This window comes from Nonomuraea jabiensis, assembly GCF_014204795.1.
Lineage (GTDB): Bacteria > Actinomycetota > Actinomycetes > Streptosporangiales > Streptosporangiaceae > Nonomuraea > Nonomuraea jabiensis.
Genome location: NZ_JACHMB010000001.1, coordinates 12,475,174 through 12,487,889, shown reverse-complemented (window position 1 = coordinate 12,487,889; position 12,716 = coordinate 12,475,174). Strand labels below are relative to the sequence as shown.

Here is a 12,716-nt window from a genome sequence, read left to right as displayed (position 1 = left end):
CAGGGAGCACGCGATGACGATCAATCCGTACGCCGGTTCACCATTCAGCTATGCCACCGAACCGGCCGTGGGGCCGTACTCGATCGTGGAGCTGATGCCCGGCGTCCGGAACCTGCTGGAGTACACCGGGCTCAAGGCGGGCGAGCGCGTGCTGCTGCTCATGGAGCACACCGTCGACCCGGTCGTCGTCCAGGCCATCGCGGCGGCAGCGGCCTACCGGGACGCCGACGTGCGCATCCTGTCGGTGCCGCCGTTCAGCCCCGGCGGGTGGGACAGGGAGGCGTCGCTGCACATCGAGACGGCCGCCTTCCGCGAGGCCGACCTGGTGATCAGCGGCACCTGGTGGGGCGAGGTGCACACGGCGCCGCTCTTCTTCGACCAGATCAAGTCACGCTCCTCCCGCTTCCTGTCCCTGCACATGACGGCCACCGCGGGGGCGCTTCTCACCGGGGGGCGGCTGCCCGCCGAGGTCTTCTACGCGCTGCTGAGCCGGACGCTGCGGCAGATGTCGGGCGCCCGCTCGATCCGGGTGACGTCCGCGCGGGGGACGGACGTGACGTTCTCGGGGCTGACGTTCGACCCGGACCCCGGCGCGATGCGGCCGGGGGACTGGCGGCCCTTCCCGTACGGGGGCGCCAACTTCTGGCCGGCCGACACCGAGGGCGTCCTCATGGTCGAGGACAGTACGGTCACCGGCGTGCCGGAGGAGTCTCTGCGCATCACCCTGGAGGGCAACCTCGTACGCAAGATCGAGGGCGGGGCCGCGGCCGAGCAGCTGCGGCGTTACGCGCCCGGCGGCTTCTACATGCGCCACGGCCTGATCGGGCTCAACCCGAAGGTGCGGGTGGCCGGGGGCAACCAGTTCGAGCGCGAGAAGCACGCCGGGGCCTTCTACTGCGGCATCGACGGCCTCACCGACGGGCAGCCGGTCACGACCGGCCCGGGTTTCGCGCACTGCGACTGCCAGGTCGACCGGCCCACCGTACTGGTGGACGGGGAGCTCTTCATCGAGAACGGGCGCCTGCTGATGCTCGACGAGCCGGAGATCAGGCAGGTCGCGGCGCGGTTCGGCCCGCCGGACGTGATCCTCGACGACAACCCGATCATGATCCTGCCCCGCCGCTACACAGGGGGAGGAGCCGGCTAGCGGTGGGGGCCGCAGCTGCCCCGGATGATGAGCTCCGTCGGCAGGACCACGCTGCGCGGCCTCCTGCCGCCCGCCCGGAGCACGAGTTCGGCCGCCCGGTAGCCCATGTCCCGGCCCGGCTGGGCGATCACCGTCAGGGGCGGGGCGCACAGTTCGGCCCAGGGCACGTCGTCGTACATCACCAGTGACACGTCCCTGGGCACCCGCAGGTCCAGCTCCCTGGCCGCGAGCACCGCCGCCTCGCCCAGCACGTTGCCCCCGGCGACCACGGCCGACAGGTCGGGGCGGCTCTGGAAGAGGCCCGAGGCGGCGGCGTAGGCGGAGTCGCGGCTGCCGGTGCCGGACACGACGAGCTCCTCGTCCACCGGCGCCCCCACGGCCTCCCTGAAGGCGTTGACCCGGTGTTCCTGGCCGGGGCCGCCGAGGAAGGCGATGCGCTTGTGGCCCAGACCGCGCAGGTAGCGTACGGCCGTGCGGATGCCGGCGCGGTCGTCGGCCACCACGGCGGGCACGTCCAGCGGGCGGGCAGGGGCGGCGGCGGACAGGCCGTCCAGGGCCATGAGGTCGGCCACGGCGGCCGCCCGCACGTCCTCGGGGGACGACTGGAGCGGGAGGCGGTCGGCGAAGACCACCGTCATGCCCGCGCGGAGCACCGGGGACCAGGTGTCGGCGTCGCCCGACGGCACGGCGATCAGGCGGTCCACGCTCTGCTCCAGGAGCATGCCGATCAGGTCGGCCTCCTGCTCGGGGTCGCCGCCCGTGGAGCCGATCACGACGGGCTCGCCGGCCGAGCGGGCGCAGGCGAGCACGCCTTCGCAAAGCTGGCCGTAGAACGTGTCGGTCAGGTCGGGGACGAGCAGGCCCATGCCGCCCGTGCGGCGTTGGCGCAGGTTGCGGCCCAGGGCGCTGGGCCGGTAGTCGAGCTGGGCGGCGACGGCCAGGACGCGCTCTCTGGTGGCCGCGCTGGCCGAGCCGCCCGACAGTACCCTGGACACTGTCGCGACGCCCACGCCGGCCGCCTCGGCCACGTCCTTGATCGTCGCCCGCTTCTCCATGGAAACGATTCCATCATGGTTTCCGGAAAACGGGAAGACTCGCGTTCCCACAACGGCTGGTCACACGGTAACCCTTGACACCGATGTCCGTTTCGGGTGAGATGCTTGAAAACGTATCCACGTGAGTGGGTCACGGTAACAACGTCCGGGCCACCGCCCTGGAGCGCGAAGGAATGTCATGGCATCCATCGTTCTGACGAACGTCGACAAGGTCTACGCCGGTGGCGTGAAGGCCGTGAACGGGCTCAACCTTGAGATCAAGGACGGCGAGTTCATGGTACTGGTAGGCCCATCCGGTTGCGGTAAGTCGACCGCGCTCCGGATGATCGCGGGCCTCGAGGACATCAGCGGCGGCGAGATCGCCATCGGTGAGAAGGTGGTCAACCACCTGCCGCCCAAGGACCGCGACATCGCGATGGTCTTCCAGAACTACGCGCTCTACCCCCACATGACGGTCGAGGAGAACCTCGCCTTCGGCCTCAAGCTCCGCAAGATGCCCAAGCCGGAGATCCAGAAGCGGGTCAACGAGGCCGCCAAGATGCTCGGCCTCGAGACGTACCTCAAGCGCAAGCCGGCCGCCCTCTCCGGTGGTCAGCGCCAGCGTGTCGCCATGGGCCGCGCCATCGTGCGTGAGCCGCAGGCCTTCCTCATGGACGAGCCGCTGTCCAACCTGGACGCCAAGCTCCGCGTCTCCATGCGCGCCTCGCTCAACCAGATGCACGAGCGCCTCGGCGTCACCACGGTGTACGTCACCCACGACCAGGTCGAGGCCATGACCCTCGGCGACCGCGTCTGCGTCCTGCGCGACGGCCTGCTCCAGCAGGTCGACACCCCGCAGAACCTGTTCGACAAGCCGGTCAACCTGTTCGTCGCCGGCTTCATGGGCTCGCCCTCGATGAACTTCGTCACCGCCGAGCTCGTCCGCGACGGCGGCGCCGCCGTCACCTTCGCCGACATCAAGCTGCCGATCCCCGACTCGACCTTCACCGACAAGCCGGGCCTCGACCAGTACATCGGCAAGAAGATCATCCTCGGCATCCGCCCCTCCGACTTCGAGGACGCGGCCTCGGCCGGCAACCACGCCAACGGCTGGGCCACGCTGCCGGTCAAGGCGGAGGTCACCGAGGAGCTGGGCTCCGAGATCAACGTCCTGTTCCTGATCGATGCCCCGCCGGTCGAGCACAAGGACACCGTCGCCGCCGCCGACGCGGGTGACGACGAAGAGGCCGCGCTGCCGCTGACGGGCGACAAGTCCCTGTGGACCGCCCGCGTCAACGCCCGCAGCCACGCCCGTCCCGGCCAGAACATCGACCTGGTCGTCGACACGCACAACCTGCACTTCTTCGACCCCGAGAGCGGCCTGTCGATCGGCCACGAGGCCAACCGCTAGCCGACTCCTGCATTCCCGGCCGTGAGCACCGCTCACGGCCGCTCGGGCCCCCACCGCGACCCCCTCCCGCGGCGGGGGCCCGTTCCATTGGCCCTCGTGTGGCCCTCGTGGTACGGGATCAGCGGCCGATGCTCGACGAGACGCGGGCCTGCAGGCCGCGCGGCACGAGCCTGCCGATCGCGACGATGGCCTTGTAGCGCAGGTCGGGCACGCTCACCCGCTTGCCCAGCGCCAGGTCGCGCATGGTCTCGCGCACCACGTCGTCGGCCTTCAGCCACAGGAACCCGGGGATCCCCGAGACGTCCATCGAGGCCCGCTCGTGGAACTCGGTCCGCACGAAACCGGGGCAGAGCGCCATGATCTTGATGCGCGGGTTGCCGACGTCGCTCGCGGCGGACTCGCTGAAGTTCACCACCCACGCCTTGGACGCGCTGTACGTGCCCCGCGGGAAGAACGCCGCCACCGAGGCCACGTTCACGATCGCGCCCCGGTCGCGCTCCCGCATGCCGGGCAGCGCGGCCAACGTCAGCCTCAGAACGGCCTCGCAGTGCACCTTGAGCATGCGGACCTCGTCCTCGACCGGCACCTCCAGGAACCGGCCCGGGTGGCCGAACCCGGCGTTGTTGACCAGCAGGTCGACGCCGCCGGCGACCCTGGACTCCACCCTGGCCAGCCCCTCCTCGGTGGCCAGGTCGGCGGCCAGCACCTCGGCGGCGACGCCGTACCTGAGCTTGAGCTGGTCGGCGCTCTCGGAGAGCCGCTGCTCGTCGCGGGACACCAGGACGAGCGAGAAGCCGTCGGCGGCCAGGCGCCGGGCGAAGGCGGCGCCGAGGCCGGAGGTCGCGCCGGTGATCAATGCGGTAGGCATACCTGAACCCTAACGCCGTGCGAGGATGGGCCTCGTGCGACTCGTGGCGGTCTTGTCAGCCTTCGTCCTCGTGACCCTCACCGCGTGCGCGCAGGAGCGGGCGCCGGCCCCGCGCGACCCCGTGGAGAGCGCCGCCCCGACGCCGGAGCCCACTGCCACGGAGCCCACGGAGCCCGCGAAGCCCGGGAAGTTGCGCTTCAAGCAGATCGCCAAGCTGGAGCAGCCGGTGGCGTTCGCGGTGCGCAAGGGCGACGACCGCCTCTACGTCGCCGAGCAGACCGGCAGGCTGCGCACCTCCGACGGCGACGTCGTGATCGACCTGTCCCGCGAGGTGAGCGGCGGCAACGAGCAGGGCCTGCTCGGCGTCGCGTTCCACCCCTCCGGCCGCTGGGTCTACCTCGACTGGACCGACGCGCGGGGCGACACCCACGTCACCGAATGGGCCTTCGACGGCTCCAGGGCCACGGCCAGGCGCGACGTGCTCACCCAGGACCAGCCCTACCCCAACCACAACGGCGGCCAGCTCGCCTTCGGCCCCGACGGCTACCTCTACATCGCGCTCGGCGACGGCGGCAGCGCCGGCGACCCCCAGGGCAACGGCCAGGACCTGACGACCCTGCTCGGCAAGATCCTGCGCATCGACCCGCGCGGCGGCCGGCCGTACAAGATCCCGGACGACAACCCGTTCGCCGACCAGAAAGGCGCAAAGCCCGAAATATGGGCTTACGGGCTTCGCAATCCCTGGCGGTTCGGCTTCGACCGCGACACGGGAGACCTGTGGATCGGCGACGTCGGGCAGAACGCCTGGGAGGAGGTCGACCACCAGCCGGCCGGGTCGCGGGGCGGCGAGAACTACGGCTGGAACGCCCGCGAGGGCAAGAGCCGCTTCCGGGGCGCGAAGGGCCGCGACATGGTCGACCCGGTGATCACGTATCCCCTGGAGGAGGGCGGAAACTGCTCCGTCATCGCCGGATACGTCTACCGCGGCGCGAAGATCCCCTGGCTGCGGGGCAGGTTCCTGTACGGCGACTTCTGCGCCGGCTGGATCAAGGCCGCGCCGGCCGATGGCCCCCGGGACGGCGTCGAGGTGGGGAAGGTCGAGCAGCTCTCGTCGTTCGGCCAGGGGCACGACGGCGAGCTGTACGCGCTCAGCCTGCGTGGTCCGATCTACCGGATCGAGCCTGCCTGACCCGCTCGATCAGCGCCTCGACCTGGTCGTTCAGCTTGCTGCCCCGGGCCCAGCCCGCGTAGAAGGTGAGGAAGACGACCACCTCGCGCAGCTCGGTCTCGGTGAGCTCGCCCGAGCGCAGCGCGGTGTCGAGCTGGACGTCCGTCTGCTCGTGCAGCCCCTGGCCGACGAGCAGCCCGAGAAGGAGCAGGCGGCGCTCCCGCACCGACAGGACCGTCCTCGACCAGACCTCGGCGAACTGACGTTCCGCCGTCATGCCGAAGGAGTCGACGGTCTCCATTGCGGGTTCTGACATTGTGCGCTCCCGGGGCGGTCGGAAGGGATCCTCATATCTTTAGCTACTTCCCCAGATGAACCAATGGCTGGTTGCATGAACGTTGTAGCCACATGAACCCCTCCCCGAGGTGACCCGCCACGCACTGCGACGGGTCATGCACAGAGCCTTAATTGATCTGTAACAAGTAAAGCCAAGGCACGGCCAAGATTTGGTCAAGATTTTTCCCTCCACTGCGCGCTCATTGTGTCGGAAAGCGGGCACAACAACTCCGTTGGTCCGTAAAGCGGAGGTAAGCCCTGGTGAAAAAGGCACGGGGTTTGATCGCGGTCACGGTCGCGATCCTGATGCTGTCCGCGTGCGTCGGACAGCCCGAATTCCATTACGTACGCGACAAGGCGGGCACGACCTACTTCAAGGTGCCGTCCTCGTTCACGCAGCTCAGCGCCGATCCCATTGAGCTGTACCTGTCCGGAGACCACCCGAACTCGGCGGCGGCCGCCCTCCGGGCCCAGCGGGTGTGGTCGACGGCCTTCGACCAGTCCCCGGAGCCGTCGGTCAACCATCTGCTCGGCTCGACGGAGCCGTTCGTCTACGCCACCGTGCACCAGCTCACGGAGGAGCAGCGGGACGCGATCTCGCTGAACCGGCTGCGTGACTTCGTGCTGCCGGTGACTTCGCAGATGCGCGAGCTCTACGCGCAGCAGGCCATGGCGACGGGCCAGCCGTCGATGTTCAAGAACTTCGTCCTCCTCAACGACGAGGTGATGACGATGGACAACGGCGCCAGGGGGGTCCGGGTCCGCTTCGAATACCAGATCGGCGAGGACGTCCAGACGTTCGACCAGACCGCCATCCTCGACGAGAAGGGCGCCACGGTCTCCGTCATGCTCATCGGCTGCCAATCGATCTGTTTCCGCAAGCGCGCCGCCGAGTTCGACAAGATCGAGAGTACGTTCAAGCTGCTCCGGCTGCCTGGATGAGGGAGCACCATTGACCACGACCAATCATCATGAAGGGCTGCGTGCCCCCGGCAGCGGGCCCTCCGACCCCGAATCCGTCACCAGAAAGAAGATGCAGTTCTGGGACCGGAGCAAATTCCTCATCGCCCTGGTGGTCGCCTACCTCATCCTCACGTGGAAGGTGATGGCCGACTGGCAGGGCGTCGTCGAGTTCGACGAGGCGGCCCGGAGGATCGCGTACGAGTACCCGTGGATCTTCTGGCTGCTCGGCGTGGAGGTCGCGCGGCAACTCCACTTCCTGGTCAGCGAGCACTGGTCGGCCTACCACCGCTTCTGGAGCCACCGGGTGTTCGGCGGCTTCGAGCGCTGGACGCACCGGCGCTTCGACGACTGGACGAGGTACCGGCTCTCGCGGGCGCTCAAGGTCGCCTTCTTCGTGGTGCTGACGGCCCTGGTGCTGGGGGCGGTGCTGGACGTCAGCCCGTTCGTGGCGGTGATGCAGGCGCCGGCGCTGCTCTGGAACGCGATGCCGTTCCTGATCCAGATCGTCTTCCTGTTCTTCGTGGTCATCATCCAGTTCGTGGGCCTGTTCTGGTTCCTGTCCAGGGGCGGGGTGGAGACGTACTTCCCCGACGACATCAAGACCCGCTTCCAGGACGTGTGGGGGCAGGACCACGTGGTCGAGCGCGTCCGGGAGAACATCGTCTTCCTCGAGCGCCCCGACGAGATCGAGCGGCGCGGCGGGTACGTCCCCAGCGGCCTGCTGCTGTGGGGGCCGCCGGGCACCGGCAAGACCCTCATGGCCGAGGCCGTCGCGGGTGAGACCGGCAAGCCGTACGTGTTCGTGGACCCGGGCGCGTTCACGAACATGTTCATGGGCGTCGGCATCCTGAAGGTCAAGGCGCTGTTCAGGAAGCTGCGCAAGCTGGCGCTCCGGTACGGCGGCGTGATCGTCTTCTTCGACGAGGCCGACTCGCTCGGCAAGCGCGGCCGCCTGGCCCAGCAGGGCCCGCCCGGGCAGGGCGGCTTCTCCGGCCTGTCCGGCGTCAACGGCTGCCACGGGCTCAACTACCTGTCCGAGGAGACGCGCCAGGTGCTGGCCTTCCGGGCCAGGCGCGAGTCGCCCGACGAGCCCGAGCGGCGCAACCGCTTCTTCATGGGCGGCGGCATGAACGGCTCGGGCGACCCCGGCACGCTGCAGGCGCTGCTCACCGAGCTGTCCGGGCTCAAGAAGCCGCGCGGGTTCTTCAACCGGCTGGTCCGCAGGCTGCTGGGCATGCGGCCCAAGCCGCCGCCCAAGTACCGCATCCTCGTCATGATGGCCACGAACCGGCCCGACGCGCTCGACGAGGCGCTGCTGCGGCCGGGCCGCATCGACCGCATCTACAAGGTCGGCTACCCGTCCAAGGCCGGTCGGGTCCGCACGTACCAGGGCTATTTCGACAAGGTGTGGCACGAGCTCACCCCGGAGCAGATCGACAAGCTGGCCACGATCACCCCGTACGCCACCGGCGCCACGATCAAGGACCTGGTCAACGAGTCGCTGATCACCGCCATCAGGGACGGGCGCGAGATCATCACCTGGTCGGACGTGCTGCGGGCCAAGCGGCTCAAGCAGCTCGGCCCGCCCGAGGACGTCGAGTACATCGAGCGCGAGCGGCACGCCGTGGCCGTGCACGAGGCCTGCCACGCCGTCGTGGCGTACGCGACCCGCTTCCACCTCGAGATCGACATCGCCACCATCGAGAAGGGCGCCGACTACCTGGGCATGGTCGCCTCGATCAAGCCCGAGGACCAGTTCACCCGGTGGAAGTCCGAGCACGAGGCCGACATCATGGTCTCCCTGGCCTCGCTGGCCGGCGAGCGGATGTTCTTCGGCGAGGACAACTCCTCCGGCGTCTCCGGCGACCTGTACTCGGCCACGTACCTGACCGCCATGATGGAGTCGTACTGGGGCATGGGCTCCGGCGTCACCTCGCTGCCGGCCCTCCAGGAGCTGGAGATCATGGGCGGCAAGGCCATGCGCAAGGCCCGTCCGAACGCCGGCGGCTCGATCGGCATCACCGAGCGGGAGCCCGCCAGGAACCAGCCCGACCTGACTCCCGACGTGCTGGGGGAGCGGATCGAGTTCAACCTGGTGCGGCTGCTGGAGAAGACCGAGGAGCTGCTGCAGGAGCACCGCAGGGAGGTGCTCTGCGTGGCGCACGCGCTGGAGACGCACAAGACGCTCAACGGCGACGACGTGGTGGCCATCATCCGCAGGGAGCCCGGGCCGCTCATCGACGGCACGATCTACGCCTCCGACGAGCTCTGCCAGGAGCTGGAGGACTACCACCGCGACGCGGCCAGGGCCCACAAGGAGCACAGCCACATCGAGCGGGAGCTGCCCGGGCCGGTGGAGGAGCCGGTCGAGCTGCAGCCGGTGGCCTACGGCGGTTCCGGCATGACGGCCGTCCAGGTGGCGCCCCCGGTGGCGCAGACCTCGGTGATCCAGGCTCCGCCCCCGATCGCGCACGAGGTGAACGGGGAGGTGGCCGAACGCCCCGAGTTCGTGCCGTGGGCGGCGGCCTCGCCGCCTCCCACGCCCGTGCCCGTGGTGGTGGGGACGCCGGCCGCGACCCCGCTCCCGCCTCCGGCGCCGCGGCGCGCGGGCCGCGTCTGGCTGGTCGTCGCCAGCCTGCTCGGGCTCGTGGCGCTGTCCATCATCGCGGCGCTCGCGGTGACGGGCACGGTGGCGGGCGCCGGCACCAACGCGGCCACCTCGACCGTGGCCTCGCCGGGGCTGCTGCTCCTGCTGTTCGTCGTGGTGGTCGCGGTGATCGTGGGCGCCGGGCTCGCGTTCGTCGCGATCAAGGGGGTACGCGCCGCGCAGGCCAAGGCCGAACGCGAACGCGACCAGGCCCACGCCCGCGCCCAGCTCCTGGCGGCGGCGATGGACCCCGACACGGCGATGCGGCTGCTCGGATACGACGGCAACGGAACGGAGGGCCGTACCTGAGGCGCCTCATGTGAGCGAGGCCCTGACCGCATGGCGTGGCGCCCGGGCGCCACGCCATCTTTTACTTTTGGGGTACCTGATTAACACGGCGTTCACATTCGGGCAAAAACCGGGAAACGGCTGTCCGTAAGACTCGGCGTGGCTGTGAAACACCGTGAAGAAAAGGACCGCCGTGAGCTACAAGGCTGAGTACATCTGGATCGACGGCACCGAGCCCACGGCTCTGCTGCGCTCGAAGACGAGGATCCTCGCCGACGGGGCCGAGCCGCCGGTCTGGGGCTTCGACGGCTCCAGCACCAACCAGGCCGAGGGCCACTCGTCGGACCGCGTGCTCCGCCCGGTGTTCGTCTGCCCCGACCCGATTCGCGGCGGTGACAACGTCCTGGTCCTCTGCGAGGTCGAGGAGATCAACGGCGACGCCCACGTCAGCAACACGCGCGCCCTGCTCCGCCCGATCGCCGAGAAGTACGCCGCTCAGGAGTCCTGGTTCGGCATCGAGCAGGAGTACACCTTCTTCAAGGGCAGCCGCCCGCTCGGCTTCCCCGAGGGCGGCTTCCCCGCCCCGCAGGGCCACTACTACTGCGGCGTGGGCGCCGAGGCCGTGTTCGGCCGCGAGATCGTCGAGCTCCACCTCGACCGCTGCCTCGCTGCCGGCCTGAAGATCTCCGGCATCAACGCCGAGGTCATGCCGGGCCAGTGGGAGTTCCAGGTTGGCCCGGCCGGCCCCCTCGAGGTCTCCGACCACCTGTGGGTCGCCCGCTACCTGCTCTACCGGACCGCCGAGGAGTTCGGCGTCGAGGCCACCCTCGACGCCAAGCCCGCCCGCGGCGACTGGAACGGCGCCGGCGCGCACACCAACTTCTCGACCAAGGCCATGCGCGAGGGCTACGACGCCATCATCACCGCCTGCGAGGCGCTCGGTGAGGGCGACAAGCCGATGGAGCACGTCACCCAGTACGGCGCCGACATCGAGTCCCGCCTCACCGGCCACCACGAGACCGCCCCGTGGAACAAGTACAGCTACGGCGTGTCCAACCGCGGCGCGTCCGTGCGCATCCCGTGGCAGGTCGAGGTGGAGAAGAAGGGCTACATCGAGGACCGCCGCCCGAACGCCAACGTCGACCCGTACGTGGTCACCCGCCTGCTGGTGAACACCTGCTGCGCCGCCCTGGAGAAGGCCGGCCAGGTCTGACCTGCCCCCATACGACGAAGAACGGGCCCCTCGGCGACGAGGGGCCCGTTCGCGCATGGACTGCTACGACTGCTACGGCAGGCGGAAGGCCAGGTCGGGCTCGATCTCGGCGACGTCCATCTGGGCCTTCTGCAGGCGGCCCGAATGGTCCCAGTTCATCGCCTGCCAGCGGGTGAACTGGTCGAGCACCCACATGCCGGACTGGCGGCTGCCGTTGCCGGACTTGCCGTTGCCGCCGAACGGGAGGTGGGCCTCGGCGCCCGAGGTCGAGTTGTTGACGCTGACCATGCCCGCAGAGATGCCCTCGCGGAAGCGGAAGGCGTGCTGCGGGTCGGTGGTGTAGATGGAGCTCGACAGGCCGTAGCCGGGCAGGTTGGCCAGTTCGATGGCCTCGTCGAGGGTGCTGAAGGTGGTCACGCCGACGATGGGGCCGAACGTCTCCTCCAGGAACAGGCGGTCGGTGGGCCGGACGCCGTCGACGACCACCGGGTGGTAGTAGAGGCCCCCGCCGTTGAAGTCACCGCGCGGATTGTCCTCCGTAATTTTCCCGATATTTCCGGACACGACCTTATGGTGGGGCTGGATCCAGGTCAGGTACTCCTCGTACCGATCTGCGAACTTCTGGTCGAGCAGCGGGCCCGCCAGCACGTCCTCCTCTGGGTTGCCGATCCTGGCCTCGCCCACCGCCCGCGCGAACCGCTCCACGAACTCGTCGTGCACGCTCTCGTGCACGATCACCGTGCCCAGGCTGGTGCAGCGCTGACCGGCCGTACCGAAACCGGAGAACAGCGCGCCCTCCACGGCCAGGTCGAGGTCGGCGTCCGGCATGATCACCATCGGGTTCTTGCCGCCCAGTTCCAGGCAGGCCGACTGCAGGTGCCGCCCGGTCAGCTCGCCGATCTTCCGGCCCACCTCGCTGGAGCCGGTGAACCCGACCTTCTGCACGCTCCCCTCGCCGAGCGCCTGCTCCAGGCCCTCGTACGTCGCGGCGCCGTCGGCGAACACGATGTTCAGCACGCCGTCGGGCAGCCCGGCGGCCGCGAAGAGCTGGTACATGGCGTGCGCGGAGGCGGCGGCGTACTCGGCGGGCTTCCAGACGACGGCGTTGCCGCAGAGCAGCGCCGGGACCAGGTACCACGAGGGGACGGCGACCGGGAAGTTGCCCGCGGTGACGACCGCCGCCACGCCGATCGGGTTGCGGAAGGTGAACAGGTTCTTGGCCGGCATCTCCGACGGGACCGTCTGCCCGTACAGCCGGCGGCCCTCGCCCAGGAAGAAGTCGCACGTGTCGACGATCTCCCGCACCTCGCCGAGGGACTCGGCGTACGGCTTGCCGATCTCCTCCGTCACCAGGCGGGCCAGCCGCTCGGCGTTGGCCTCGACCAGCCGGCCGATGGAGGCGATCACCCGGCCGCGCACCGGCGCGGGCACCTTGGCCCACTCGCGCTGGGCCTCCCTGGCGGTGCGGCAGGCGGCGGCGAACGTGCCCGCGTCGGCCAGCCCGACGTGCGCCACGACCTCGCCGGGGCGCGCGGGGTTGGTCGACGGGTACGTGGTGGCGCTTCCCGCCTCCTTGCCACCCACGATGGAAACGATCTGACGGCTCACCGGAGTCCTCCTCATAGTTCCTTCGGTCAGACA

The 12,716-nt window shown here is 69.6% G+C and carries 10 protein-coding genes; 6 read left to right on the top strand and 4 right to left on the bottom strand.

Annotation, left to right across the window (positions count from 1 at the left end; all coding sequences use genetic code 11):
- Positions 1-13: 13 nt before the first annotated feature.
- On the top strand, positions 14-1,147 hold the full coding sequence (locus HD596_RS56885) for a 2,5-dihydroxypyridine 5,6-dioxygenase NicX family protein (protein WP_185077660.1): 1,134 nt from the start codon (positions 14-16) through the stop codon (positions 1,145-1,147).
- On the opposite strand, the gene HD596_RS56880 is transcribed toward HD596_RS56885, so the two are convergent.
- Positions 1,144-2,202, bottom strand: coding sequence for a LacI family DNA-binding transcriptional regulator (locus tag HD596_RS56880; protein ID WP_185077659.1), 1,059 nt, complete (start codon positions 2,200-2,202; stop codon positions 1,144-1,146). The two genes, HD596_RS56885 and HD596_RS56880, sit on opposite strands and share 4 nt — an antisense overlap.
- Positions 2,203-2,380: 178 nt before the next feature.
- On the opposite strand from HD596_RS56880, the gene HD596_RS56875 reads away from it, so the two are divergent.
- Positions 2,381-3,592, top strand: coding sequence for an ABC transporter ATP-binding protein (locus HD596_RS56875; protein ID WP_185077658.1), 1,212 nt, complete (start codon positions 2,381-2,383; stop codon positions 3,590-3,592).
- A 118-nt stretch (positions 3,593-3,710) separates the two neighbouring features.
- On the opposite strand, the gene HD596_RS56870 is transcribed toward HD596_RS56875, so the two are convergent.
- Positions 3,711-4,460: an SDR family NAD(P)-dependent oxidoreductase gene (locus tag HD596_RS56870; RefSeq protein WP_185077657.1), complete on the bottom strand. Its 750-nt coding sequence runs from the start codon at positions 4,458-4,460 to the stop codon at positions 3,711-3,713.
- 25 nt (positions 4,461-4,485) lie between these two features.
- Here HD596_RS56870 and HD596_RS56865 point away from each other — a divergent pair, with 25 nt between their 5' ends.
- A complete protein-coding gene (locus HD596_RS56865; RefSeq protein WP_185077656.1) occupies positions 4,486-5,649 on the top strand; it encodes a PQQ-dependent sugar dehydrogenase in 1,164 nt (387 codons plus the stop codon).
- Here the strand turns inward: HD596_RS56865 and HD596_RS56860 are convergent.
- Positions 5,609-5,944: a carboxymuconolactone decarboxylase family protein gene (locus HD596_RS56860; protein ID WP_185077655.1), complete on the bottom strand. Its 336-nt coding sequence runs from the start codon at positions 5,942-5,944 to the stop codon at positions 5,609-5,611. The genes HD596_RS56865 and HD596_RS56860 overlap by 41 nt on opposite strands.
- A gap of 281 nt (positions 5,945-6,225) precedes the next feature.
- Between HD596_RS56860 and HD596_RS56855 the strand changes: the two genes are divergently transcribed.
- From HD596_RS56855 to glnII, 3 genes are all read left to right on the top strand, one after another.
- A complete protein-coding gene (locus HD596_RS56855) occupies positions 6,226-6,906 on the top strand; it encodes a hypothetical protein (protein WP_185077654.1) in 681 nt (226 codons plus the stop codon).
- Positions 6,907-6,916: 10 nt separating this feature from the next.
- Positions 6,917-9,883, top strand: a complete 2,967-nt coding sequence (locus HD596_RS56850) for an AAA family ATPase (RefSeq protein ID WP_221520081.1) — start codon at positions 6,917-6,919, stop codon at positions 9,881-9,883.
- A gap of 172 nt (positions 9,884-10,055) precedes the next feature.
- Positions 10,056-11,075: a glutamine synthetase gene (glnII, locus tag HD596_RS56845; RefSeq protein WP_185077653.1), complete on the top strand. Its 1,020-nt coding sequence runs from the start codon at positions 10,056-10,058 to the stop codon at positions 11,073-11,075.
- Between the two features lie 72 nt (positions 11,076-11,147).
- Here glnII and HD596_RS56840 read toward each other — a convergent pair whose 3' ends face one another.
- The gene (locus HD596_RS56840; protein WP_313047350.1) at positions 11,148-12,683 is read right to left on the bottom strand and encodes an aldehyde dehydrogenase family protein; all 1,536 of its coding nucleotides are present in this window, start codon (positions 12,681-12,683) and stop codon (positions 11,148-11,150) included.
- Positions 12,684-12,716: the final 33 nt, after the last annotated feature.

What these genes read in the sequence shown, in the direction of transcription:
- HD596_RS56870 (WP_185077657.1), bottom strand. Translation starts at nt 4,460, where the DNA reads ATGCCTACCGCATTGATCACCGGCGCGACCTCCGGCCTCGGCGCCGCC.
- HD596_RS56875 (WP_185077658.1), top strand. Translation starts at nt 2,381, where the DNA reads ATGGCATCCATCGTTCTGACGAACGTCGACAAGGTCTACGCCGGTGGC.
- HD596_RS56865 (WP_185077656.1), top strand. Translation starts at nt 4,486, where the DNA reads ATGGGCCTCGTGCGACTCGTGGCGGTCTTGTCAGCCTTCGTCCTCGTG.
- HD596_RS56885 (WP_185077660.1), top strand. Translation starts at nt 14, where the DNA reads ATGACGATCAATCCGTACGCCGGTTCACCATTCAGCTATGCCACCGAA.
- HD596_RS56880 (WP_185077659.1), bottom strand. Translation starts at nt 2,202, where the DNA reads ATGGAGAAGCGGGCGACGATCAAGGACGTGGCCGAGGCGGCCGGCGTG.
- HD596_RS56860 (WP_185077655.1), bottom strand. Translation starts at nt 5,944, where the DNA reads ATGTCAGAACCCGCAATGGAGACCGTCGACTCCTTCGGCATGACGGCG.